Origin of the sequence: Natronococcus pandeyae (assembly GCF_008122205.1) — an archaeon.
Taxonomy (GTDB): domain Archaea; phylum Halobacteriota; class Halobacteria; order Halobacteriales; family Natrialbaceae; genus Natronococcus; species Natronococcus pandeyae.
Genome location: NZ_PHNJ01000017.1, coordinates 49,359 through 72,448, shown reverse-complemented (window position 1 = coordinate 72,448; position 23,090 = coordinate 49,359). Strand labels below are relative to the sequence as shown.

Below are 23,090 nucleotides of genomic sequence, written 5' to 3'. Positions count from 1 at the left end.
GGGCGATCCGTTCGGCTACGTTCCCGGTTCCTGAGAACGGTCGAGGGTTCTTGGCCGGTCGAGCCGTTACCGTCTGATAGAGGGGATGAAAATGATCAGCCGCCACGACAAGATACTCATCGGTATTGCGGCGAGCCTCCTAGGAGGGGTGGTGCTCGGCCTCGTGACGACGCTCCAGTTCCACATCGGGATATTTTTCGGCGCGCTCGTCGCGACCGTGTTCGTCTACGACGCGATGTTTCGGAATCCGCCTCTGCCGACCGGGCAGCCGAAACGGATGGCGGCGGCGATCGTCTGGCACGCGGTCCTGTTCGTGCTGGCGCTCGCCGTCTACTTCGGGTAGCTTCTCTCGTCACGACCGGGGGTCCGGCACGCATCAACTGATCGGGAACGGGTTTATACTACGACCGACGGTGTAGCGTGGGGCAGATGACCGACCATACTCCATCAGCATCGTTCGAACAGGTCGCAGAGGTTTCGGCGAACTCCCCGACACTCGTCGAAGGATTGCCCGGCCACGGGCTGGTCGCGGCGATCGCCGTCGATCAGATCACCGACCAGCTCGAGCTCGACCACTACGGGAACATCGCGTCCGAGGAGTTCCCACCCGTCGTCACGTTCGAGAACGGACTCGTCCAGGACCTCGTTCGCGTCTACGCCGGCTCCGATCCGGCGGTGATGACCCTCGAGAGCGACCTCGCGCTCCCGCAACCGGCGTTCGAACCGCTATCCCGGTGCGTGCTCGAGGACCTCGCCGACGAGTTCAGCCGGGCGATCTTCCTCGCCGGGGCACCCGCCGAATCCGAGGGCGAGATCGGTTCGGTAACCGGCGTCGGGACGACCGAAGCGATCAAGCGGGATCTCGTCGACGCTGACATTCCGGTTCCCGACGAACCGGGTCTCGTCGGCGGCGTCACCGGCTCGCTCGTGCGGGAGTGCTACCAGGCGGACATCCCGGCGGCCCTGCTGATCGTTCGCTCCCACCCGTTCTTGCCGGATCCGCAGGCGGCCAAATCCGTCATCGAGACCGCGCTCGAGCCGCTCGTCGAGTTCGATATCGATACGACGGCGCTCGACGAGCAGGCCGACGAGGTCCAGCAACGAATGCAACAGGTCGCACAGCAGTACCAGCAGATGGCCGAAGAGCAGGGAGGACAGCAACAGCCGACGCCGACCGGAATGTTTCAGTAACCCGTGATACGTGCGTGGGTCGTCCCTCGACTCCCGGTGTGACACTTTTCCGTTTCAGCGTCGTGGATGTGGACAAATGGCTCCGAATCGTCCGAAAGGGGCTGCTTTCGACGGTGGCCGCTCTCGTTCCGTCTCGAGGCGGCGCCTCCTCGCGGCCCTCGGGGGGAGTGGAATCGTCGGGGCCGGGACAGTGTCCGGGGGATCACAGCCCACGGACGCGTCACCGAGCGCGCTCTCGGGGACGAGCGAGCGGACGTTCGACGATCCGGCGGCGCTCGAGGAGTTCGTCGACGACCTCGTGGCGGAACGGATCGGCGACGAAACTCCTGGCGCGGTCGTCGCCGTTGTCGACGGCGAAGAGACGGTCGTCTCGAAGGGATACGGTACCGTCGCGGCCGATTCCGACGTGCCAGTTCGAGCGGACGAGACGCTGTTTCGGCTCGGCTCGGTTTCCAAGGTCGTGACCTTCACGGCCGTCATGCAGGGGGTCGAACGAGGAACGCTCGATCTCGACGAGGACGTGAACGCGTATCTCGCGGACTCTGCGGTCGAGATTCCGGACACCTACCAGGAGCCGGTGACGCTCCGTCACCTCGGAACGCACACCGCCGGCTTCGGCTGGGTTCCAAATCCCGGCGTCGTGGACCACCGAGACGAACTCACGTCGCTGGAAACCGCACTGCTCGAGAACCGTCCCGAGCGGCGGCGACCGCCGGGAGAAGCCGTTGCCTACTCCAACTACGGGGCCATGCTCGCCGGTCACGTCGTCGCGGAGGCCCACGAGACGACGTTCGAGGAGTACGCCCGGTCGGAGATCTTCGAGCCGCTCGGGATGGACCACAGCACGTTCGTCCAGCCGGTTCCCGATACCCACCCCGGTGAACTCGCGAGCCCGCATACGCCTGACGGCGACCGATTCGCGGTCGCCGATCCGGTCTACATCAACTGGCGGCCGGCGGGATCGATGAGCGCGACCGCGACCGACGTGGCGGCCTTCGTGAGCGCTCACCTCGAGGACGGAACGGTCGGTGATACGCGGCTTCTCGAACCGGAGACGGTTCGGACGATGCACGAACGGCAGTACGAGCGACACCCGGCGATCAACGGATGGGCGTACGGACTCTGGGAGGATGGCAGACCCGAGGACGACGCCCTGGCCCACACGGGAGCGACGATCTACTTTCTCAGCGACCTCGTCCTCTCCGTCGAGCACGACGTCGGTATCTTCGTCGGGTACAACGCTCGAGGCGGGGAGACCGAAGCGGAAGCCGTACGCAGGGTGATCGCGGAACTCGTCGACGAGTACGACCTGGGATTCGACGCGTCCACCGCCGATCCCCCGACCGATCCGGATGCGGGAGAGCGAGCCGAACGCGTCGCGGACGAGTATGGGCCGACCTGGCAACCCGAATCCGAACTCGGGAAGGTCATCGTCCGGCTGAGCCAGGCGACCATCGAGTCGGCCGGTGACGGAGAACTCGTCTTCGACGTCGCTGGCGAGGATCAGCAGCGCTTCGTCGAAACCGAGCCGTACGTCTATCACGAGGTCGACGGATACGACGCCCTGGCGTTCGAGGTCGAGGACGGTGGCGTCGTGCGTGGATACCGGAGTTCGGACGCGGAGTTCTCCTGGGAGCCGGTTCCGGTTCACGAGCGGCAGCGTGTCGCGGGCGGCGCGACCGGTATCGCTCTCGGCGGATTCTTGCTGTCGACGATCGGCTGGGGCGGCCTCGGTGCGTGGCGATGGTGGCGAGGACGTCACGACGACGAGGATCGAGCGACGAACATCGCTTCTCAGAGCGACGCCGAGGCCTCCGAGAGCGAGACGGAGGGATCGGAATGACGGCTCGACCGGACGACTCGCGGTCGTTCCGTGACGGGTTCGGGGATCGCTTCGAACGGCTCGTTCGCGGGGTCGGTCGTCGGCTCACCGCTCCCGCGTGGCTCTCGCGGGCAGCCGCGGTCGCCCTCTGCGTGAGTTCGCTCGCGTTCGTCGCGCTCTTCGTCGGTGGCTTCGCCATCGGTGGTGGAGAACTCGCAGTCGTAACCGAGCCGTTCCCGCTTCGCCTCGCGCTCTGGCTCCCGCCGTTCATCGCCGCGTTCGCCGCCGCCACCGTCGCCGGCGCCGCCGTCGCCTGGTACAACGGCTACTGGTCGCTGGCCGGTCGGATCCATCAGACGATCCTGGCGGTTCTCGGCGTGTTATTCGTCTGGCAGCTCTCCGCGCTTGGGTTCCTCCCGCCTGGCTACTAGTCACTCCGTGTGGAGTCCCGGTCCGTCTCCGCCGGGCATTTCGCCGATCACGACGACTGCAGCGACGACCGCTCGGCGTCGCACCCTCGAGGTGAGTGAGACGAGATGTGGTCAGGCGGTCAGGACCGGTCGATCCGCGGTTCGCACGATTCGTTCGGCGACGCTACCGATCCTGTTCGTTCGTGTGTGACTCTGTCCCTGATAGCCGATCACGATCAGGTCTGCGTCGAGTTCCGCCGCCTTTTCCTGGACCTCCTCCCAGGGCTGGCCGTGGCACACGTTCCAGTTACACTCGATCCCGGCGTTGTCGGCCCGGTCGCTGATCTCCTCGAGCATCGCGGCACCGCGGTCCTCGAGGTTGTCGAGGACGATTTCGGCGCTGCTCAGCGCGGGTTCGCCGTATCGGTGAGTCTCGACGCAGTACATCGTGTGCACGTCGGCGTCGTACTTGTCTGCGAGGGTCAGTGCGTGTTCTACCGCACGGTTTGCCGGATCACTTCCGTCGGTCGGAACGAGAATCGTGTCGTACATTGGCGTCGAAATCCACGTCGAAAGCTGCCAAATAGCTAGTACCGATCGAGTTGATAGGTCGGTATCGAAGGCATCAGACTGTGAGCACTGGCCGGTCGACGTACCTGACGACGCGTTCCGCGGTGCTGCCGATCTGGCCGCTGGCGCCGAGGCCTCGATTCCCGACCACGAGCAGGTCGGCGTCAGTCGAGTCGGCGTATCCGACGATCTCCTCGTGGGGCCGGCCGCGCCGTATCTCGGTAGTCACGTCGACGTCTGCTCGCGTCTCCACGTCCTCGAGGATCTCTTCGGCCCGCCCTCGGAGCTCGTCGATGACGTCCTCCGTGCCCGATAGCATCGAGTCGCCGTATCTGCTGGTATCGACGACGGAAACCACGTGCAGGTCGGCGTCGAACGTCGACGCGATATCGACCGCGGCGTCGACCGCGCGGTTTGCCGGGCTGCTGCCGTCCGTCGCGACGAGAATGGTCTCGTACATACTGTGAGGATTCCACCACTGACCGGGACAAATAAGTTACAGTCCCGTCGCGCTCGGAGCCCGTTTGCGTTGGTCGAAGCTGACCCGGCTCGAGCCGTCCGAGGGTGTTTCTGGAGAGGGTTCGACGGCATCCCGGAACAGCTCCTGGCCGGTATCACGCCGGCGGGACTGCGAACTCGGCGGACGCTCGATTACACCGACGGCGTCCAACGAGTCGAGGTGCGTCTCGTTCTGAGGTCGATCGTGGAGGCACCGTTTGGCTCGAGCGGTTCCCGCCGAATCCGCGGTTGCGACGACGGCGAGGACTACCATCGCGCGGCTCCGTTCGGACGGGGATCGATCACGTTCGATGAACGTAGGAGTGCTTTTGATAGGGGCTCGGACCGAGCGAACCAGTATGTTCACGACCATCCTCGTTCCGACGGATGGCAGCGCCGGTTCCGAAGCGGCAATCGCGCACGCGACCGACCTCGCCTGGACGTACGGTGGAACCGTTCACGCCCTCTACGTCGTCGACACCGGAAGCGAGCCGAACGAGATGCGCGCCGACGACCGTGAAGCGTTCCGGGCCCCCTCCGAGAGACGGGGGCTCGAAGCGACGATCCGGATCACGGATCGGGCCGAAGCGCACGACCTGCGGGCCGCCCGCGAGGTGCGTGAGGGAGTCCCCCACAGCGAGATTCTCGCGTACGCCGACGAACACGACGTCGACGCGATCGTGATGGGGACGCACGGTCGGACCGGCGCCGAGCGCGCCCGGCTGGGCAGTACCACCGAACGCGTGATCACGCTCGCGGACGTGCCGGTCCTCTCAGTTCGACTGTCCGAAGACGACGAGGAACCCGCGTCAGAAGACGGACTGTACGAGCAGGTGCTGATCCCGACCGACGGGAGCGACGCCGCCGAGCGCGCCGCGGAGAACGCACTCGAGATCGCGGCGCGATACGACGCCGACGTCCACGCCGTCTACGTGGTCGATTCGACACCGTACGACCTCGAGGACGCGCCGCGGAGCATCGTCGGGTTGCTCACCGAGGGCGGACGCAACGCGACGGAGACGGTCGCGGACATGGCGCGCGAACGGGGGCTCTCCGTGACGACCGAGGTCCGTCGGGGCATCCCGGCCGAGGAACTGCTCGAGTGTGCGTCGGCAGTCGACGCCGACCTCGTGGCCATGGGGACGCGGGGACGGACCGTCGACGCCGACCGGTTGCTGGGAAGCACCACGGCTCGCGTCGTCCGTCGATCGGCGATCCCGGTCCTGGCAGTCAGCTAGGTTCCGGAGTGGGATCGACCGACTGCTCTCGGCCGCAAACTCGAGTACGGAGCCGATCGACCGTCGCGCTCGAGAGGGCCACCCGGTCGAACGGCGGCGAGGCGACGACGCTATCCCTCGACGGGCGATCGTCTCACATCGATCGCCTCGAGCATGTTCGAAACGAAATCACAGCGATAGTAACGTATCGTCTCGCTGTGTCTATCGTAATCGATGAGTCCCCGGTCCTCGAGCATCGGTAAATGGACGTGGTGGATCTCCGTTTTCAAGTCGCTGCTGTTTGCCTTCCCGCTCGTGGTGAGTACGGTTCCCTGCAGGTTCTCGACATCGGTCCAGTTGTCGTCGTGTGTTTCCAGCGCGGAGACGATCTCCCGACGACGAGAGTCTGCAAGGAGTCGAAGAAGGTCGTCCACGTCACACGTGCAACGTACGTTTCCATCTTCGTCCACGATTGGACACTCGCTCATGTCTCGTACGTCGTGTGGATTTGATAAAGTTCCCTGATCCGATTCCCACCGGGTGAAACCACCGCAGCTCTCGAACAGTTTACTGAGATGACCGATGTCGGAGGCGGTCCGAACCCGGCGGTATACGAACCCGTCCGGCGCCGTACGAAACTGGATCGGGTCGGCGCCAAGGCCGTGCTATCGCTCGTCGCCCGCCGCCGACCGAGTGAGCCGGACGCTGACGATCCGCCTGTCGTCGACGTCCTCGATAGTGATCGTGGTGTCGTCGCAAGCGATTCGGTCGCCCGCTTCGGGGAGGCGTCCGGCTCGATCGAGAACGAGTCCGGCGATGGTGTCGATGTTCGGCGTTTCGGGAAGGGTGAGATCGAGCGCTTCGTTGACCATCGCGACGGAGGCGTCGCCGCGAACGATCGCCGTCCGCTCGTCGACGATCCGAATCGGAGACGGTTCGTCCGGTCTGAGAATCTCGCCGGTGATCACCTCGGTCGGATCCTCCGTGGTGACGATCCCCTCCGTGGTCCCGAACTCGTCGATGACGACTGCCAGGTGGACCTGTGCGCGTTGCATCTCCGCGAGCACCTCGTCGGCTGGCATGGTCTCGGGGACGTGGATCGTCGGCCGCATCACGTCCGTGAGCTCTATCTCGTCCGATTCGCGCTCGCCGTAGTCCCGCTCCCGGAGCAGGTCGCAGACGTGGACCGTCCCGACGATGGTGTCGAGGCTCCCCTCGTACACGGGGAGGTGAGTAAACCCGCAGTGTGCACAGGTCTGGAGCGCGGTCTCGAGCGAGTCCGTCGTCGAGACGGCCACGACGTCCGGACGAGGGACCATGATCGCGCTCACCGGCGTCTCGTCGAATCTGAACGTGCGGCGCAACCGGTCGCGTTCGTCGGGTTCGATGGCCCCGGCGCGCTCTCCGGCCTCGATCAGTTCCTGGAGTTCGCTGCGGGTGACGTAGGCGGACTCGATCGACGTCTCGGCGCCGACGAGCCCGTTGACGATGCGGGTCAGCTTATCGAACAGGACGACGAAGGGGTACAGGAGGTACTCCGCGTAGCGTATCGGCCGGGCGACGCGGAGCGCCCACGACTCGGTGTTTTCGACGGCATAGGACTTCGGCGCGCTCTCGCTGAAGAGCAACACGAGCGACGTGATCCCGAACGTCGCGATCAGGACGGCCTGCCCTTCGGTGACGTAGAGCCCGAGCAGCGCCGTCGCGACACTCGACATGGCGACGTTCGCAACGTTGTTCCCCACCAGAATCGTGACGAGTAGCCGGTGGGGATTTTCGCGGAGACCTTTGACGACGGGCGCGTTCGGCGCTCCGCTCTCGAGGAGTACGTCGAGCCTGTGTTTCGGCAGCGCGAACATCGCGATTTCGGACGACGAAAAGAATCCCGAGACTCCCATCAGTATCGCGATCGTGAGCACGCCAGCAGCGGTCACGAGCCATAGCGGTAGCTCTGGAGCGGGCGTCGCCAGCCCGATCGTCGCGACGGTCGTGACCGCCGGCTCCGGTCCGACTGGCGCGAACGACGCCGCTTGCTCGAGCGCTCCTGCAGTTGCCAGTCCCATCGGTCGCTGTACGAGAGGGTAATAAAAAAACGGCGTGACGGGCGGGCGCCGTACGCCGTCCCTACCAAATTACGATGCCAGTACAGCATCTCGACTGATGATACTCGTCTCGACCGCTCTTTCCGTTCGGTCGACGGGTTCCTGTATCTTCTATAAGCGTCTCCATGGTCTGTACCAGTGGTGTCACCAATGACCGATCCGTGGTACGGCCACACGATGGCAGCGGACGAGATCACCGAGTTCCTGAACGAGCAGGCGACGGGTGTGCTCTGTCTCTCGAAGGAGCGCCGGGCGTACGGCATCCCGATGTCGTTCGCGTACGACGCGGACGAAGAGCGAGCGATCATGGACCTCGGGTTCGCCGAAGACAGCAAGAAGCGCGAGTTCATCGAGACGACCGACGAGGTCTGTCTCACCGTCTACGAGTGGGACGGTCCGCACGACTGGACGAGCGTGGTTCTGAGCGGATCGTTCGAACCGCTCTCCGAGGACGAGATCGACGACGACGTCGAAGCGTGGTACTATCGCGTGGCGAAAGACATCGACGTTGCCGCCGGCGACGTCGACCTCGAGTGGTACGAACTCCGGGCGGAGGAGCTGTCGGGCGTGGCGCTCTCCGAGTGACGATCCTGTTGACTCTCGGACCGCCCGATCGGACGGGACGACGTAGAGTTATACCTCCGTCCGTTGTCGCATCGTCCCATGCGGTATCTCGAGATCACGGTGCCGGAGGGACGACGACAGGCCGTCCTCAACGTCCTCGACGCGGAGGGAATCGAGTACGTCGTAAGCGACGAAACGAGCGCCAGCGGGGCCGACGCGGTCGTCAGGTTCCCACTTCCGACACGTGCCGTCGAGTCGGTGCTCGACCGACTGAACGAAGCTGGACTCGACGACGCACGCGTCGTCGTCATTAACGCCGAGACGGTCATTTCTCGGGAGTTCGACGAACTGATAGATCGGTATAGCCAGGGTGGACAGCGGGGAGAACGAACCTCGAGGCAGGTACTTCGGACGAGAGCCGACGAACTCACGCCGACGTTTTCGATCTATATCGTGATGTTGCTGATCAGTTCGGTCGTCGCTACGGCAGGGCTGCTGTCGGACTCGCCTGCGGTGGTAGTCGGCTCGATGGTCATCGCCCCCCTGATCGGACCGGCCCTGGCTGCAAACGTCGGTATCGTCACCGGCGACGACGAACTCCGATCGACCGGGTTCAGGTACCAGGTTGTCGGTGTCGCCATCGTCATCGCCGCGTCGATCGGAATCGCCGTTCTCGCTCGCCTGGGGGGGCTCGAGCCGGCAGGGGTCGACATCGTGGTCGTCGCCGAACTGGAAGAGCGCGTCTCGCCGAACCTCCTCTCGCTTGCGGTCGCGCTGGGTGCCGGCGTCGCCGGCATCCTGAGTCTCACGCGGGGGTTCTCGGAGGCGATCGTCGGTGTGATGATCGCCGCGGCACTCATCCCGCCCGCGGCAGCCGTCGGGATCACGGCTGGCTGGGGGATGTACGGTGCGGCTGCGGGCGCGTTCGTCCTCGTCGTCGTCAACGTCCTGTCGATCAACGCCGCTGCACTGGTCACGCTGTGGGTCGCTGGCTACCGACCGCAGGGACTGTTCGAAGTGTCTCCGACCCGGAAGCCGACGATCAGATACGCGACGATCTTCGGGATCGCGTTGCTGGTGCTTGCGGCACCTCTCGGGGGCATTACGCTGCTCGAGTTCCAGACGACCCAGCTGAAATCGACCGCTGACGAGGAAGTCGCGGCGGTGCTCGAGGATCCGGAATACGACGACGTCAGGGAGGAAAGCGTCGAGGTGATCCTCGACGACGATTACCCGATTCGGTCGATCGATCGCGTCGTCGTCAGGATCAGTGGACACGATCCGGGGCCGGAGCCGGAACTCAGCGATCGGATCTACGAGCGCATCGCCGCACACGTGGATGATCCGGTCGTCGTCGAAGTCCAGTACGTCGTCGCCGAACAGCGGGATGAGAGTTCGGGCGATCGAGTGGTCGTTCACACCGCACCTGCCGATCGGTGAGCCGCTGGCATCTCGTCTCGAGCGACCGCCGCTTCGCTCGGCGCGGCCGCGCGGTCGCCTCGTCGGTCGATACGTCTCATTGCTCGGACCGTTACGACCGTTTCGTTCCCTCGACGAGTACATTTTCTCGAGAGAGGTATAGTTACGAATGTACGAACGTAATAGGAGAACGGTGTTTCAAGCAGTTGTTGCCGTCGTTAACGCTGTCTTACGGGAGCCGCGAGTGGATGAAACGGTACCGGCCCGAACGCGACGAGAGCGGCGGAGCCCGCTCGGCGGTTACGAGTCGCTCGCACGGTAAGGACGGGAACGGTCGCGTTGGGAACCACGCGCTGGGAGACGCTCCCGATGACGAGTCGCTCGAGGTTCGATTTCCCCTCCGTCCCCATAACGAGTACGTCGACGGCTTCGTCCTCGACGTACTCGAGGATGGTCTCGTGGGCCGTTCCGTGTACGACCGTGCCAGTCGCCTCGAGATCGCGCTCCTCGGCCCGGGTTACGACGTCCGTCGTCGTTTTCTCGCCGTGTTCCTCGAACCCGTCCCGCATCTCTGGGACGCTGGACGGTACGTCCACGGCGTACAGTGCGTGCAGCTCTGCATCGGCGGCCTCGGCCACCGAGAGCGCGTGATCGGTTGCGGCCCTCGATCCCTTCCAGCCGTCGGTCGCGAGACAGACGTTGTCGACTCGCGCTCCCTCGTCCCACGACGCGTCCGGGGCAACCGAGAGGACGGGCTGGCGCGCCTCGCGGATCACCTCGAGTGCGACGCTCCCGAGCACTACCTGTCGGATCCCGGTCCGCCCGTGGGTTCCGACGACGATCAGGCCGGCGCCGATTTCGTCGGCACACGTTAGAATCTCGGTCGCGGGGCGGCCGCTCCGGACGATCGAGTCGGCGTTGCGGCCCGCATCGGCCGCGTCGGTCGCAATCGATTCCGCGTCCGCCTCGCGCCGATCGCGACGCGCCGCGTCGTCCCCTCGCTGTTCGTCGACGACCGACAGGGCGTGGACCGTCGCCCCGAGCGTCCGTGCGAGCGAGATGCCGACCGTCGCGGCGTTCGCTGCGACGTCGCTGCCGTCGGTGGCGATGAGAACGTCATCGTACATGGCGCCCCCTACGACGACGGCCGTCTTGGCTCTGTGGAAAGCCACGGTCCGTTACACGTCCGTCCATCGAGTACCGCGTCGACCGCCTCCGGTGCGGTCGTTTATTTCCTCGCTCGTCGTACCCCTCCGTATGAGCGATTCGCTCGATTCTCGCCAGTTAGACCGATACTCGCGACAGCTCATGATCGACGGGTTCGACGAGTCAGATCAGCGAACGCTGCTCTCGAGTCGCGTGCTCGTCGTCGGAGCGGGCGGCCTCGGCTCGGCGGCGATCCAGTACCTGGCGGCGGCCGGGGTCGGGACGATCGGGATCGTCGACGAGGGGCGCGTCAAACGATCGAACCTGCAGCGGCAGATCGTCCACGGCGTCGACGACATCGGAGAGCCGAAAGTCGACAGTGCGGCCCGGTTCGTCGACGCGCTCAACCCCGACGTCACCGTCGAGAAACATCCCGTTCGAGTGACGTCCGAGACGGTCGAGTCGCTCCTCGAGGGATACGACGCGGTCGTCGACGCACTGGATAACTTTCCCGCACGCTTCCTCGTCAACGACGCCGCTCGACTCGCCGGGATCCCGTTCGTCCACGGCGCGGTGTACGGGTTCGAGGGACAGATGATGGCGTTCCGTCCCGGCGGACCCTGCTACCGGTGCCTGCTGCCGGCAGCTCCGGACGACGACGCGATCCCCTCTGGCGAACCGATGGGAATCTTCCCCACCCTTCCGGGGACGATCGGCTGTCTCCAGGCGACGGAGACACTCAAGCACTGCCTTGAAGTCGGCGAGGTGCTCGACGATCGGCTGTTGCGATACGACGCGTCGGACGCGACGTTTACCAGGACGCCGCTCGAACGCCGTCCCGAGTGTCCCGTCTGTGGACCCGACGGAATAACAGCCGTCGACGACGTCGACTACGACGATCGCTGTCGAATCAGCGAGTAGCCGGACTATCGGTCACTGACGATGAACACAGCAAGTGATTACACCTTTCCAGCCGGTGTCCCGGACAGTTCGACTGGACGTGGCTGACGAGCGGCAACCATCCGTACGAAGACAAGATCAAGGGGGTGGAGGTGAGCATCTGGGGGTTCCACGACGACGTCTTCGAGGACCTGGAACGGTTCGCCCGGCGAAACGTCGATCTGGAACTGGACGAAGCGCCTCGAGAATACCCTCGAGCACCGACGTCGGGGTCGTGTCGTTGTTTGCCTTCCCGAGATTCTCGTCGGCGCGTTTCCGGGCGTGATCGCCAGCCCCCACACTTAGGCATCCGTCGGAATGGGCGCAGTCTCCGCTGGCGCCGCTCACGCACCCCTCTCCGCCATCGTTATCAGCTACAGGTTGACCGTCGACGTCCGAATTGTTCTATCGCTCGCCGTCGCCTGTCGCCTCAGCAGGTCGGTCTCGAGACGGGTCAACGAACGAAGTATCTACGTGCCCGGGCTGCTCGAGCGCGGCGTCGACATCAAGCCGAGACGGTCGTTCCGATCCCGTCTCGGACGGCTCTTCACGACCGGGGCGTCCTCACTCCTCGGGGGTTCGCACCGCCATCACCGGGACGTCGACCGTGCGGATGACGCGTTCGGTCGTGCTCCCGAGCAGATACCGGGGCAGCCCGCGCCGTCCGTGGGTTCCCATGACGATCAGGTCGGCGTCGACGTCGTCGGCGTACGCTACGATCGTCTCGTATGGATCGCCCTCGCGAACCACCGTGATCACCTCCACGTCGTCCAGTTGACGTGCGTACTCCTCGACGGTCGAGACCGCGCGCTTGGCCTCGTCCTCGAGGGGCTCGATCGTCGCCTCGAAATCGGACCGGTCTCCGAGGTAGTCGACTTCCAGCAGCTCGGCGACGTCGATCACGGACAGCGCGTGAACGGTGGCGCCGTACCGTCGCGCGATGTCGAGCCCGTCGTTGAGCGCCCGTTCTGCGGTGGCGCTGCCGTCGGTCGGGATGAGGATCGTGTCGTACATCGGCGCTCGTTACTCCCCCCACGTTTCGACGTCCGCCGACCAGACGAACTCCTCGAGTTCCTGCTGTGTGAGTTCGACGACTCGCTGCGAGTACTCCCATAGGGCGTCGTTCAGCTTCTTTTTCGTCGTCGCATCGAGGGTCTCCTCGCCCGGGTAGCCGTCCGCCGGCAGCTGTGGGTGGGTCGTACAGACGACGCGCGGCGTGCTCTCCTCGTCGATCGTGCCAGTCGGAACGATGCCGTAGTCGTCGGCGTCCCACAGCCCCCGTCCCTGTTCCCGGCTCAGTCGGGAATCGAGTTCGTCGAGCAATCGTAGCTCTTCTTCGGTGAGCAACGCGTCTTCGCCCTCGAAGAGTTCCGAGAACGCGCGTTCCCGAGCGCGGTACAGCCAGCCGTCGAGCCGGTCTCGGACTTCTTCCAGCACCTCCAGTTCGGTTGCAAACGTCGGCATAGGTGGAGCGTCTCCGAGGCGCGTAATCAATCTACGTCCTCGAGCGCGACGGCGACCGCTCGCCCCCGCGAACGCGCTTCGTCTCGAAGGACTGTTCGGACCCGTCCTCCCCGCTGACGCCTCTTGCGGACCGGAAGCTCCGAGACCGCCGAGAAACACGTAATCTCTCTTACACTCGAAAGAAGGATTGGGTTCTGTACAGTACTCGTCGATATGGCCGAAACGGAGTGGCCCGAGATCAAGGGCAAGGAACTGGAGTACGGCGATCACACGTGGGAACTCACCGGCACGGTCGACGTCGGGAACACCGGGGAGATTATAGCGGTCGAGGCGAAACAGACGGACGACGTCCGCCAGCGAAACGCGATGCTTCGGTTCGGTCTCGGGGACCAGTCGGCTTCGTTGAATCCGGGTAACCCCCGCTCGCGCTTTCACGGGTTCGAACAGGAAGGGGACACGCAGTATCTCCTCGTCAAGGCGGAGCCGAAGGTCTACCGGTACGAAATCCAGGGGATCAGCTACGAGTGAACGCGCCCTGGAGCCGGCCCCACCACCGGCGATGGACCGACCCGTCGAGGTCCCCGATCGTTCGGCGACCTGTTTGTCCGTGGAGCGCCACGTGACTGACGAACGAATGTCTCGACGGGCGAGCGAGGACGAACGTCGACGGGGACGGGTTCGCCGAGTGGAGCGCCGATGACGGACATGATCGCGGTCCCGGTGCTACTGGTTCGGGTGTTCGTGGCGATCGCGACGGGCGGGCTGATCGGCCTGGAACGGGAGCGACGTCCGACGCGGAAATTCGCAGGGCTGCGCACGCTGGCACTCCTGTGTGGCGCCGGTCCGATCGTGGTACACGTCGGCCACCGGGAGGGGTCTCCGGCGTTTCTCGCCATCTATCTCGGGCTCGCCGCCGCGTTCGCGCTGGCTATCGTGTACGTTCGGGTCACCCTGTCCGGATCCGAGGAATCCGAGGTCGGATTCACGACCTCCGTCACTGTCTTTCTCGTCGCGTTGCTCGGACTCCTCGTCGGCTACGGGCGGTTTTTCGAGTCGACGTCGATCGCCATCGTGCTGGTCGTGCTCCTGGCAGAGAAAGAACGGCTCCACGGCTACGTCGAAGAGGTCTCCGACGAGGAACTCCAGGACTCGTTGAAACTCGGCGCGCTGGTGTTCATCCTGTATCCGATCACCCCGGACGACCCGATCGACCCGTTCGGCGTCCTGGTGCTCCGCGAGGTGCTCCTGTTCGCGATCTTCGTATTACTGATCGAGTTCACCTCGTACGTATCGATGCGTCAACTGGGCGGCTCGAAGGGACTGGCCGTCACCGGGCTGCTCGCGGGCGGCGCGAACTCGTTCGCGACGGCCGGCGTCCTCGCCAGGATCGCGAACCAGTCTCGCGACACGCTCGATGCGGCCTCGAGCGCGTTGTTGTTGGCGACCGTCTCGATGATCGTACGAAACACTGCCATTGCCGTCGTCCTCGCGGCCGGACTGCTCTGGGCCCTCTGGCAGCCGGTCGTCGTGATGATCGTACTGACCGTCGCGATCGCTGCCGTCCTGTGGCACAGGGGAAACATCTACGAGCAGTTCGACCTCGATCTCGAGTCACCGCTCTCGCTGACGGCGGCTGCCAAGTTCTCGGTCGCGTACGCAGCTATCCTGCTCGGCTCGGTGTTCGCCGAGATGTGGTTCGGGAACCTCGGGTTGTACGCAACGGCGTTCGCAGGTGGACTCGTGTCGTCGGCCGCCGTCGCGGTGAGTGCAGCGACGGTTTTCAACGACGGGACCGCCGGCGCCGAACAGGCGGCCGGAATGGTCGTGCTGGGAATCACCGCGAGCCTGGCCGCGAAAATAGTACTGGTCGAACTCGTCAGCGGACGGATGAGGTCGAAGGCTGCAGCGCCGATGGCCGTGGTCGCCATCACTGGACTCGTCGTCTTCGTTCTCGCGTGACCAGTGTCCGCGTTGCGCACCGTCCCACCGGGCCCGTCGCATCTCGTCCGGGGGGTCGCTACTCTTCTGTGTCGTACGGTTCGTCGCCCGCAGCTCCGGAGTCGAGCTGTGCCTCGGTCTCGGGTTGCGGACCGCCGCCGGTCTGGGATTCCTGTGCGTCGCTCCACCCGCCGGCGTCGACCACCTCGAACAGCTTGCGCCAGTTCTCGTCGTCTTCGCTCTCCGGAAGCTGGTTGCGGAGCTGCTGAAAGTCCGACGGCGGCACCAGCGACTCAACGAGGTCGACGATGATTCGGGCGTGGTACGCGGCTTCCGTCGGATCGGTCCGGTCGCCCTCGATCTCACTGACGCGCGAGATGAACTCCTGCCAGTCGAATCGCTGCCCGTGCTCCTGGACGGCGCCGGTCATGTACCACTTGATTTCCATCGGGAGCGAAGCGGCGAGGTCCTCGGCTGCACCCTCCGGAATCCGCTGTCCCAAAGTCATAAGCGTCGCCCGGATCGCCCGGACGGTCCGGCCGGTATCTGGTAGTTCGAGTCGGTGCTGTACTTTGCCCGTGAACTCGTCGAAGTTCATCGTACTAGCGCGGTCGTCGACCAGAGACGTCAAGCTACATGTTACGTCCTCCGTCGCGAGAACGTCCCGGGACGACGACAGTCTGCTTCTCGGAAGCACCCTTGGAATTATATATAGTTGCGTCACGTCCTCCACCACTGTTCGATGGACGAGACTCGACGATTCAGAGACCGGACAGAAGCGGGGGAGCGACTCGTGGAGGCTCTTCGAGAACGGGATATCGACGCGGATATCGCGCTCGCCATTCCACGGGGCGGACTTCCGCTCGGGCGCGCGGTGGCCGACGCGCTCGACGTGCCGCTCGACATTGTCGTCGCGAAGAAGATCGGGGCGCCCGGTAACCCGGAGTACGCCATCGGCGCCGTCGCGAGCGACGGCAGCGTCTGGCGAAACGAAGCGGCGTTCCGCGGTACGGGTGGCGACGACGAGTACTTCCAGCAACAGCGCGAGGTGGAAGCGGAGAACGCCCGTCGGAAGGCCGACCGCTACCGGGGAGAGCGATCGGAACCCGACCTGACCGACAAAACCGTCGTCGTCGTCGACGACGGCGTGGCGACGGGGTCGACCGTCAGGGCCTGCCTCGAGAGGCTCAAGCGGACGGACGCCGAGCGCCTCGTCCTCGCGGTACCGGTCGGCCCGCCCGACACCATCGACGAACTCGAAGCGGAGGTCGACGAGGTCGTCTGTCTCGAGACGCCCGTCGACTTCAGGGGCGTCGGACAGTTCTACACGAACTTCGAGCAGGTGTCCGACGAGGAGGCAATGGCGTATCTCGAGACGTGACCGCCGTGCGAAGAGTCAGCCCTCGAGAACGACGACCGAGTATTTGAACTTCAGCAACGAATGCACTCGCAAACAGCGCGGGTTCGACGTCGAGAACCCGACCGGCAATACCACACAAACCATGAACATCGATGATATCGTTTCGGAGGAGTACGTCGAATTTTCACCGGAAACCACCGTCTCCAAGCTCGTCGGGACGTTCGCGGATTCCGACGTCAGAGGAGTCGTCGTCCGCGGTGACGAGTTCGAGGGCGTCGTTACCAGGCGGCAACTCGCTACCTCGCACCGCCAGCCGAACGAAAAGCTCGGCTCCCTGGTCTGGCACGTCCCTCGACTGACCCCCGACGAAGATATCCGAAAGGTCGCACAGCTCATGATCGACAGTGATTCGCGACTGCTCCCCGTCTTCGAAGGTCGAGACCTGATCGGGACCGTCACCGTCGACGGGATCCTCGAGAAAGTCGCGCCGTATCTCGACGCGGCGACCGTCGCCGAGGCCTACTCCGAGGACCTCGTCTCGCTGCATCCTGGCTCGACTCTCGGCGACGCGCTCAACCGCTTCCGCGAGGACCGCATCACGCACCTGCCAGTCGTCGAGGACGACACGGCGGCCGGGATCCTCAGTCTGTACGACGTGACCGCCCTGACGGTCAGGTCCGAGGTACAGAGCCAGGGTGGTGACGCGGGCGGAACAGACCCGTTCGGCGGCGAGATCTCCTCCAGCACCGCGCGCGCCCGCCGCGGCGGCTACGGCGCCCGGGAGGGGGAACTCGAGCGGATCCTCGACCTCCCGGTCCGGGACGTGATGGTCGCCCCGGTACGGACGATCGCGCCGAGCGAAACCCTCGAGACGGCCGTCGAGGAAATGTTCGAGATCGACGGGTCGTCGCTGGTCGTCACCGACGACGGCTCGCCACACGGCATCGTTACGAAGACCGACGTACTCGAGTCGCTCACGTGGGAGGCCGGCGGGAACCGGGCCGTTCAGGTCTACGGTACCGACCTGATAGACGACACGTCCTACGAGGATATCGTGGCGATGATCGACACCTTCGACGACCGGGACCACGGAATGACCGTGCTGGACGCGAAGGTTCACCTCCACGAGCACGACGAGAAACGCCGAGGGGTACCGCTGCTTCTCGCTCGCATCCGGCTCCACACCGACCAGGGACTGTACGTGGGCTCCGGGGAGGGATACGGTGCGAGCCACGCGCTCAACGAGGCGCGCGACGTGCTGGAACGGCAGATCCGGGACCAGAAAACCCACGGACGGACCAAGAAGCCGCCGGACGAAGCGTTCTGGGAGAAACGCTTCGGCTGGCTACTCGAGGAGTGATCGCCGCCAGTCGGCGGACGCGAGTCGACGCCCTCAGCGAACGACGGTCACCGGAACGCTCGCTCGTTCGACGAGCGCCTTCGCGACGCTGCCGATCATGAGATCGGTTCGTTCCGATCGTCCACGGTGACCGACGAAGACGCCGTCGAACTCACCGTCCTCGGCGTAGTCGGCGATCGTCGTGACCGGATCGCCGTAGAGCAGTTCGGTCTCGGCGTCGGCGCCGAATTCGTCGGCGAGTTCGCCTGCGTTCTCGAGAAGGTCCATCGCTCGGCGTTCGGCGTCTTCGACACTCTCGAGAACTAGCCGCTGGTCGGCGTCCGCGAGTGACGAGATCGGGTCGCTACCCCCCTCCTCGTAGACGTTCGGGTCGATCGCGTGGACGATCGTGATCGGCCTGTCCATCGCGTCCGCGATGTCGGCGGCGTAGGCGATGGCGCGCTCTGCTTCCTCGGATCCGTCGACGGCTACGAGGAACTTCATGAGCGGTAGTTCGGTCCCGAGCGAGTTAAATCGGTGCGGTAGACCGATCGACGCGGTTTTCGATCGCGTTCGTCCGGACGGCAGCCTCCTCGCGGGTGCGCCGGCCGAGCGTGCGGACGATCTCGGCGCCGAATGCAACGGGTCGCACGGCAGTACCGGCAACTGGTCGAAGAGCGGCTGATCGGTTTTTTGTTACTGCGGCACTTTCTGTAATCGAGGGGACCACCGTGCAACCGAACGTCGGCGGAATGGACCGAAATGCGCGAATCGTCATCGGAACCGTCCTCGTGCTGGCCGGAATCGCGACGTTAGTCGGGTTCTGGGAGATCGGCCTGATCGTCACCGGTGTGGCACTGCTGGTCGGCGCCGTCCTGCTCGTGACGGGTGCAACTCGAAAGTGTCCGATCAACGAAGCAGCCGGGATCGATACGAGCGAGTAGTTTCGCCACGACGGGGTGTTCGACCTCGAGCTCGCCGATCCGGGCGTACGCGACTCACGTCGCGGTAACGATCACCGACGCTCGACGGTTCGGCGACGCGATGAGTGACGCGAACGTCCTTCACCCGGACGAGGAATCTGACGGGAAAACGCGATTCGCCGGTCGAGCCGGAGCCGTTTACGGAACACCTGTCTCCGGGTCGATCAGCGCTGCGCTCACTCGCTTTCCTGGCGAATTCTGTCACCGACATACGCTATTGTGCCGAGAGCAGCGTAGATAACGCTCTCAGTCGGAGCCGAAAAGCTACCGTTCCGACGCGAGCGACGGTATGCGACTCGAGGTCGTGCCGTCCGCTACCGCGGGGGATAACCCAAGGCCGTATTTTTTGTCATCGCCCATCCTACGCATCGGTATGTCACAGGATATCGGGGTAGAGTTAGAGGCTGACGAGATCGAATCGTTCCTCCAGGAGCAGGGGCTCGGCGTCCTGGGCATCGCGAAGGAAGGCGAAGCGTACACGATCCCGATCGCGTTCGCCTACGACGGCGATTCCCACCGGTGTTTTTTCCGATTTGTAATTGGGGAGGAAAGCATGAAACAATCTCTCGTCTCGGAAACGGAACTCGCGAGTCTCACCGTCTACGAGTGGGCCACGCCAAATCAGTGGAAAAGCGTCGTCATCCGGGGCCGAATCCGACAGGTTCCGGACGCCGACCTGGCCGAAGCGGCGACGCTATTCTCGGTGGTGGGCGAAGAGGCGACCCTCGAGGTGTTTAACGAACCGCTCTCCGAGTACGAGACGGTGTGGTACGAACTGGATATCAGCGAAATCACGGGCCGCGGTCAGTTCGTCGGATCCAGAGAGAGCGTCGTCTAATGGGTTTCCGAACAACCTCGGGGAGCATTCGGTTGATCACTATTCCAGAGACGGGTGACGAGAGTCCGACGTCTCTTCGCGGATCGTATCGCTTCCGAGAACGGAACGCCATCAGCTCCCTCTCTGGGGCCCTGTAACTTCGTCATCGTCGCGGTATACTATTTATTGGCAACTCCACGATCGGCTTTCCACGGCCGGTAACGATCTATTTTAGACCGTCGAACGGTTACAAATGTACTGCTGTAAAAAAGAATATAATGTCCCGTCAAATAACGGGTGTAATCGGAGACTGAAGGAGGAAACGGTCGTAACGATCCGCCGAAGTCGGGAACGAGAGTCAGCGCGGTGACGAGGAACCCGCCGATCCCGAGAGCGATGTGGGTCGGTTCGTCTCGGAACTCGGCCCCTCGGTCGTGACCGGCGTCACGATCCGGCCCGCGTCGTCGCTGCCGAGGAAGACGACCGGCGGGGTTCCGGGGTAACAGTTACGTCTCTCGGCCGCGCAGACGCGGTATGCCGATCGAAGTACGAACGAGCGATCGCGTCGACGTTGTCGACGTTACGTCGAAGGTTTCGAACGCCGTTCCCACCGACCTCGAGCGCGGCATCTGCACCGTCTACGTACCGCACACGACCGCCGGCGTCATCGTCAACGAAGCCGAGGGAAAACTGCTGTCGGACGTTGAGACTGCCCTCGAGCGACTCGTCCCCCGCGGCGAGGGGTACGAGCACGACACCATCGACGACAACGCGGACGCCCACCTGCGCGCGACGCTGCTCGGTGAGAGCGTCACGGTGCCGGTCGCCGACGGCGACCTCGATCTCGGGACCTGGCAGTCGATTCTGTTCGTCGAGTGCGACGGCCCTCGCTCGCGTCAGCTCAGGGTCGTCACCGTCGCCGACTGATCGGGCTCGAAACCCCGTTCGCCGCGAAAGAGCCGAGGCTCTTCCGCGATCGCGAGCACTTCCTCGTGCGGGTTCCGGATGGTGCTCTCGCTATCGCCGGCCGCCTCGCTCACCTAGGTGACGCGCTCGTCGGCATCCAGCACCGCGGCGGCAAGCCCTACCGGGGTCTTCCCGACGCGTGTCCCGGGACACACCGTGGGGATCACAGACCCAACAGCGCACTCGCGGCGGGCACCTCGCCGTTCATGAACTCGAGGTAGACGTAGAGACCGGCGACCTGGAAGACGTTCACCGCGGCGTGGGCGACCGTCGGCGCGAAGAGGCTGTCAGTTTTCGCGTAAACGTAGCCGAAGAGACAGGAGCCGAGGAAGATGACGAGCAGTGAGAGGACCGTCGCGAACGGTTCCGGGTGGGCGAACACGGGAGTGTGGACGAGAGTGAAGATGACGCTGGCGACGACGATCGCCGTGGTGCGCCCGTACGCCGCGTAGAGTCGCTTTTGAACGACGTTGCGGAAGACGAACTCCTCGACGGGTGCGTTAAACAGGACGATCAACGGAATCAACGCGAGCAGCAGCGACGTATCGTCCCCGATCAAGACGATGACCTCGTTCGAGGCGGCTGGCAACTCGAGGGCCCAGAGCAGGACGCCGAACCCGACGATCAGTCCGATGCCGGCCAGCGACCCGCCCACGGCGTAGCCCAGATCCTGGCGCGTCGGCCACCGAATGTCGACGAACTCGAGGCCGCGACCGGTGTAGACGAGGTAAGCCCAGCCGGCCAGCGCCATCCCGACGAAGTTCAACACGAACAGTCCGACGAACCCGCCGCGCGTCGTCGGATCGGCGACCAGCAGCATCGGCGTCGCGACGATCGTCGCGGCGACGATCGCGCCGATCGTGACGGTGATAACCTCGAAAAGCGCCCGCGTCGAACTGTCGCGGCGGTAACTCGGCGTCCCCATACGGGACGATACTCCGTTCGGAACCTTTTGTATTTTCGTCGCCGGAGTGAACGTCGCACCGCGAAGCCGGCGCCGTCAGCCGTCACCGACAGTGACGGGAACCGGGGCTCGGTGCACGACAGATTCAGCCACGCTGCCGAGCAGTATTCGCGGCCACCCCGAACGGCCCGCACGGCCGACGACCAGGTGGTCGAACTCGTGTTCGGCGACGTACTCGGCGATCGTCCGAGACGGGTCGCCGCGTTCCACCTCGGTCCTGATCGTCGCTCCGCGTTCGTCCGCGCGCCGTCGTGCCTCGTCCAGGATCGCGTCGGCGTCGCGCTCTGACGTCTCGCTGACGTGCAACGCAGTGACGTCCCCGGTCGGAAACTCGCTCAGGACGAGCGCTAACGCGTCGTAGGACTGCTCGGATCCGTCGACGCCGACGAGTATCCGTTCGGGCGGCGCGTCGTCGTCACCGACGTTTCGCACCACGGTAACGGGCGTCGGTGCTCGCTGGGTAACGGTCTCCGCAACGCTTCCGACGAAGATGGTATCGATTCTCGAGCGGCCCCTGCTGCCGAGGACGACGTGATCGACGTCGTTTCGATCGGCGTACGCGACGATCTCTCGGGCCGGCGGCCCTCGTTCGGTCACTGTCTCTGCGATCGTTACTCCGCGATCATCGGCCATCTCGTGTGCCCTTTCGTGTAGCGCTTCGGCCTCTCGCTCGGCCTTCGCCAACCACCCCTCGGCCCGTCCCGGTCCCTCGTAGCGCTTCTTGGTCGGATTGATCACGTGAATCGGCACGTGGGCCGCGTCGGGGAACGTCTCGAAACTGTACGCCAGGGCGTCGAACGCCTCGTCCGATCCGTCGATCGGGTCCAGAACCTGATACATCCGTTCTCACTCCCTACGACGTGGTACTGCAAGGACCTTCATAGTGTTGTCCGACCTCTAGGTTCGGCTGACGGCGATCCTCTCGTCAGACACCGTCGCCCTCGGGTTCGGTTCGTGGCCGGGTGTACAGTCGCCTAGAGCGGTGTTCCGTGGACGTTCGCACCGTGTGGTGTATTCCCAATCGATGGGGTTTGGCCGCGCAGTTACTACCCTCTCAATCCAATTTCCCGTCGAGAAGTTATAACCATACGAGAACGCAACTCGAAGTATCCGAAATGACGTGTACGACGTGCGCCTCCTCGATCGAGGAGCGGCTCGAAGACGTGGTGGGGGTCGAGGAAGCGTCCGTCAACTTCGGCACCGAACGGGCGGAGGTTCGCCACGACCCGGATGTCTCCGTCGATCAGTTCACCGACGCCGTCGAGTCGGCCGGATACGACGTCAGAGACGCATCGGTCGAGGACGAGCTCGCGGCGGAAGAAGCGGACGCGGAACGCCGCGATCACCGGCAGCTGGCGATCCGGGCGTAGATTGTCACCGC

Annotated in this window: 29 protein-coding genes and 1 pseudogene; 17 read left to right on the top strand and 13 right to left on the bottom strand. The window is 64.6% G+C overall.

Features of this window, described 5'->3' with window-relative positions; all coding sequences use genetic code 11:
* The first annotated feature begins 91 nt into the window (after positions 1 to 91).
* The 4 genes from CV102_RS22005 to CV102_RS21990 all read left to right on the top strand — a co-directional run bounded on the left by CV102_RS22005 (position 92) and on the right by CV102_RS21990 (position 3,444).
* Complete coding sequence (locus tag CV102_RS22005) at positions 92 to 343, top strand: hypothetical protein (RefSeq protein WP_148860172.1); 252 nt, start codon at positions 92 to 94, stop codon at positions 341 to 343.
* A gap of 86 nt (positions 344 to 429) precedes the next feature.
* Positions 430 to 1,191 (top strand): proteasome assembly chaperone family protein, encoded by a 762-nt coding sequence (locus CV102_RS22000; RefSeq protein WP_148860171.1) that lies wholly within the window; start codon positions 430 to 432, stop codon positions 1,189 to 1,191.
* 76 nt (positions 1,192 to 1,267) lie between these two features.
* Positions 1,268 to 3,034, top strand: a complete 1,767-nt coding sequence (locus CV102_RS21995; protein ID WP_148860170.1) for a serine hydrolase domain-containing protein — start codon at positions 1,268 to 1,270, stop codon at positions 3,032 to 3,034.
* Entirely contained in the window at positions 3,031 to 3,444 is a 414-nt protein-coding gene (locus CV102_RS21990) for a hypothetical protein (RefSeq protein WP_148860169.1), read from the top strand. The genes CV102_RS21995 and CV102_RS21990 overlap by 4 nt, the downstream gene beginning before the upstream one ends.
* Before the next feature lie 111 nt (positions 3,445 to 3,555).
* Here CV102_RS21990 and CV102_RS21985 read toward each other — a convergent pair whose 3' ends face one another.
* From CV102_RS21985 to CV102_RS26440, 3 genes are all read right to left on the bottom strand, one after another.
* Positions 3,556 to 3,975: a universal stress protein gene (locus tag CV102_RS21985; protein ID WP_148860168.1), complete on the bottom strand. Its 420-nt coding sequence runs from the start codon at positions 3,973 to 3,975 to the stop codon at positions 3,556 to 3,558.
* A gap of 73 nt (positions 3,976 to 4,048) precedes the next feature.
* Positions 4,049 to 4,453 (bottom strand): universal stress protein, encoded by a 405-nt coding sequence (locus CV102_RS21980; protein ID WP_148860167.1) that lies wholly within the window; start codon positions 4,451 to 4,453, stop codon positions 4,049 to 4,051.
* Positions 4,454 to 4,489: 36 nt separating this feature from the next.
* Complete coding sequence (locus CV102_RS26440; protein WP_222863724.1) at positions 4,490 to 4,765, bottom strand: hypothetical protein; 276 nt, start codon at positions 4,763 to 4,765, stop codon at positions 4,490 to 4,492.
* Between the two features lie 85 nt (positions 4,766 to 4,850).
* On the opposite strand from CV102_RS26440, the gene CV102_RS21975 reads away from it, so the two are divergent.
* Positions 4,851 to 5,729, top strand: a complete 879-nt coding sequence (locus tag CV102_RS21975; protein ID WP_148860166.1) for a universal stress protein — start codon at positions 4,851 to 4,853, stop codon at positions 5,727 to 5,729.
* 110 nt (positions 5,730 to 5,839) lie between these two features.
* Here CV102_RS21975 and CV102_RS21970 read toward each other — a convergent pair whose 3' ends face one another.
* Positions 5,840 to 6,196: a DUF7344 domain-containing protein gene (locus tag CV102_RS21970; protein ID WP_148860165.1), complete on the bottom strand. Its 357-nt coding sequence runs from the start codon at positions 6,194 to 6,196 to the stop codon at positions 5,840 to 5,842.
* Between the two features lie 177 nt (positions 6,197 to 6,373).
* Positions 6,374 to 7,771, bottom strand: a complete 1,398-nt coding sequence (locus CV102_RS21965; protein ID WP_148860164.1) for a hemolysin family protein — start codon at positions 7,769 to 7,771, stop codon at positions 6,374 to 6,376.
* 189 nt (positions 7,772 to 7,960) lie between these two features.
* On the opposite strand from CV102_RS21965, the gene CV102_RS21960 reads away from it, so the two are divergent.
* Together CV102_RS21960 and CV102_RS21955 are read left to right on the top strand one after the other, a co-directional pair.
* A complete protein-coding gene (locus tag CV102_RS21960; protein ID WP_233710773.1) occupies positions 7,961 to 8,395 on the top strand; it encodes a pyridoxamine 5'-phosphate oxidase family protein in 435 nt (144 codons plus the stop codon).
* A 78-nt stretch (positions 8,396 to 8,473) separates the two neighbouring features.
* Positions 8,474 to 9,814: a TIGR00341 family protein gene (locus CV102_RS21955; RefSeq protein ID WP_148860163.1), complete on the top strand. Its 1,341-nt coding sequence runs from the start codon at positions 8,474 to 8,476 to the stop codon at positions 9,812 to 9,814.
* 197 nt (positions 9,815 to 10,011) lie between these two features.
* On the opposite strand, the gene CV102_RS21950 is transcribed toward CV102_RS21955, so the two are convergent.
* Positions 10,012 to 10,920 carry a universal stress protein gene (locus CV102_RS21950; protein ID WP_148860162.1) on the bottom strand — a complete coding sequence of 303 codons (909 nt, stop codon included), beginning with the start codon at positions 10,918 to 10,920 and terminating at the stop codon, positions 10,012 to 10,014.
* 130 nt (positions 10,921 to 11,050) lie between these two features.
* Here CV102_RS21950 and CV102_RS21945 point away from each other — a divergent pair, with 130 nt between their 5' ends.
* Positions 11,051 to 11,860 carry a HesA/MoeB/ThiF family protein gene (locus CV102_RS21945; RefSeq protein ID WP_148860161.1) on the top strand — a complete coding sequence of 270 codons (810 nt, stop codon included), beginning with the start codon at positions 11,051 to 11,053 and terminating at the stop codon, positions 11,858 to 11,860.
* A gap of 336 nt (positions 11,861 to 12,196) precedes the next feature.
* Positions 12,197 to 12,316 (top strand): annotated as a pseudogene (locus CV102_RS27285) (chloride channel protein); the annotation flags it as partial.
* A gap of 126 nt (positions 12,317 to 12,442) precedes the next feature.
* Here the strand turns inward: CV102_RS27285 and CV102_RS21935 are convergent.
* Together CV102_RS21935 and CV102_RS21930 are read right to left on the bottom strand one after the other, a co-directional pair.
* Positions 12,443 to 12,892 carry a universal stress protein gene (locus CV102_RS21935; protein WP_148860160.1) on the bottom strand — a complete coding sequence of 150 codons (450 nt, stop codon included), beginning with the start codon at positions 12,890 to 12,892 and terminating at the stop codon, positions 12,443 to 12,445.
* A 9-nt stretch (positions 12,893 to 12,901) separates the two neighbouring features.
* A complete protein-coding gene (locus tag CV102_RS21930) occupies positions 12,902 to 13,342 on the bottom strand; it encodes a DUF7539 family protein (protein ID WP_148860159.1) in 441 nt (146 codons plus the stop codon).
* A gap of 213 nt (positions 13,343 to 13,555) precedes the next feature.
* Between CV102_RS21930 and CV102_RS21925 the strand changes: the two genes are divergently transcribed.
* Positions 13,556 to 13,870 carry a hypothetical protein gene (locus CV102_RS21925; RefSeq protein WP_148860158.1) on the top strand — a complete coding sequence of 105 codons (315 nt, stop codon included), beginning with the start codon at positions 13,556 to 13,558 and terminating at the stop codon, positions 13,868 to 13,870.
* A 168-nt stretch (positions 13,871 to 14,038) separates the two neighbouring features.
* On the top strand, positions 14,039 to 15,301 hold the full coding sequence (locus CV102_RS21920; protein ID WP_148860157.1) for an MgtC/SapB family protein: 1,263 nt from the start codon (positions 14,039 to 14,041) through the stop codon (positions 15,299 to 15,301).
* Positions 15,302 to 15,359: 58 nt separating this feature from the next.
* Here CV102_RS21920 and CV102_RS21915 read toward each other — a convergent pair whose 3' ends face one another.
* Positions 15,360 to 15,878, bottom strand: coding sequence for a DUF2267 domain-containing protein (locus CV102_RS21915; RefSeq protein WP_148860156.1), 519 nt, complete (start codon positions 15,876 to 15,878; stop codon positions 15,360 to 15,362).
* 144 nt (positions 15,879 to 16,022) lie between these two features.
* On the opposite strand from CV102_RS21915, the gene CV102_RS21910 reads away from it, so the two are divergent.
* Both CV102_RS21910 and CV102_RS21905 read left to right on the top strand, forming a co-directional pair.
* Complete coding sequence (locus CV102_RS21910) at positions 16,023 to 16,661, top strand: phosphoribosyltransferase (protein ID WP_148860155.1); 639 nt, start codon at positions 16,023 to 16,025, stop codon at positions 16,659 to 16,661.
* Positions 16,662 to 16,782: 121 nt separating this feature from the next.
* Positions 16,783 to 18,000, top strand: coding sequence for a CBS domain-containing protein (locus CV102_RS21905; RefSeq protein WP_148860154.1), 1,218 nt, complete (start codon positions 16,783 to 16,785; stop codon positions 17,998 to 18,000).
* A gap of 33 nt (positions 18,001 to 18,033) precedes the next feature.
* On the opposite strand, the gene CV102_RS21900 is transcribed toward CV102_RS21905, so the two are convergent.
* Together CV102_RS21900 and CV102_RS27095 are read right to left on the bottom strand one after the other, a co-directional pair.
* The gene (locus CV102_RS21900; protein WP_148860153.1) at positions 18,034 to 18,483 is read right to left on the bottom strand and encodes a universal stress protein; all 450 of its coding nucleotides are present in this window, start codon (positions 18,481 to 18,483) and stop codon (positions 18,034 to 18,036) included.
* Between the two features lie 25 nt (positions 18,484 to 18,508).
* On the bottom strand, positions 18,509 to 18,631 hold the full coding sequence (locus tag CV102_RS27095; protein ID WP_267903140.1) for a hypothetical protein: 123 nt from the start codon (positions 18,629 to 18,631) through the stop codon (positions 18,509 to 18,511).
* A 79-nt stretch (positions 18,632 to 18,710) separates the two neighbouring features.
* On the opposite strand from CV102_RS27095, the gene CV102_RS21895 reads away from it, so the two are divergent.
* From CV102_RS21895 to CV102_RS21885, 3 genes are all read left to right on the top strand, one after another.
* Positions 18,711 to 18,923 carry a YgaP family membrane protein gene (locus CV102_RS21895; RefSeq protein WP_148860152.1) on the top strand — a complete coding sequence of 71 codons (213 nt, stop codon included), beginning with the start codon at positions 18,711 to 18,713 and terminating at the stop codon, positions 18,921 to 18,923.
* Positions 18,924 to 19,335: 412 nt separating this feature from the next.
* The gene (locus CV102_RS21890) at positions 19,336 to 19,800 is read left to right on the top strand and encodes a pyridoxamine 5'-phosphate oxidase family protein (RefSeq protein ID WP_187433073.1); all 465 of its coding nucleotides are present in this window, start codon (positions 19,336 to 19,338) and stop codon (positions 19,798 to 19,800) included.
* Positions 19,801 to 20,313: 513 nt separating this feature from the next.
* Positions 20,314 to 20,706 carry a secondary thiamine-phosphate synthase enzyme YjbQ gene (locus CV102_RS21885; protein ID WP_148860150.1) on the top strand — a complete coding sequence of 131 codons (393 nt, stop codon included), beginning with the start codon at positions 20,314 to 20,316 and terminating at the stop codon, positions 20,704 to 20,706.
* 202 nt (positions 20,707 to 20,908) lie between these two features.
* On the opposite strand, the gene CV102_RS21880 is transcribed toward CV102_RS21885, so the two are convergent.
* Together CV102_RS21880 and CV102_RS21875 are read right to left on the bottom strand one after the other, a co-directional pair.
* The gene (locus CV102_RS21880; protein WP_148860149.1) at positions 20,909 to 21,670 is read right to left on the bottom strand and encodes a CPBP family intramembrane glutamic endopeptidase; all 762 of its coding nucleotides are present in this window, start codon (positions 21,668 to 21,670) and stop codon (positions 20,909 to 20,911) included.
* A 75-nt stretch (positions 21,671 to 21,745) separates the two neighbouring features.
* Positions 21,746 to 22,549 (bottom strand): universal stress protein, encoded by an 804-nt coding sequence (locus tag CV102_RS21875; protein WP_148860148.1) that lies wholly within the window; start codon positions 22,547 to 22,549, stop codon positions 21,746 to 21,748.
* A 122-nt stretch (positions 22,550 to 22,671) separates the two neighbouring features.
* Between CV102_RS21875 and CV102_RS27185 the strand changes: the two genes are divergently transcribed.
* The gene (locus CV102_RS27185) at positions 22,672 to 23,079 is read left to right on the top strand and encodes a heavy-metal-associated domain-containing protein (protein WP_342765783.1); all 408 of its coding nucleotides are present in this window, start codon (positions 22,672 to 22,674) and stop codon (positions 23,077 to 23,079) included.
* The last annotated feature ends 11 nt before the right edge of the window (positions 23,080 to 23,090 follow it).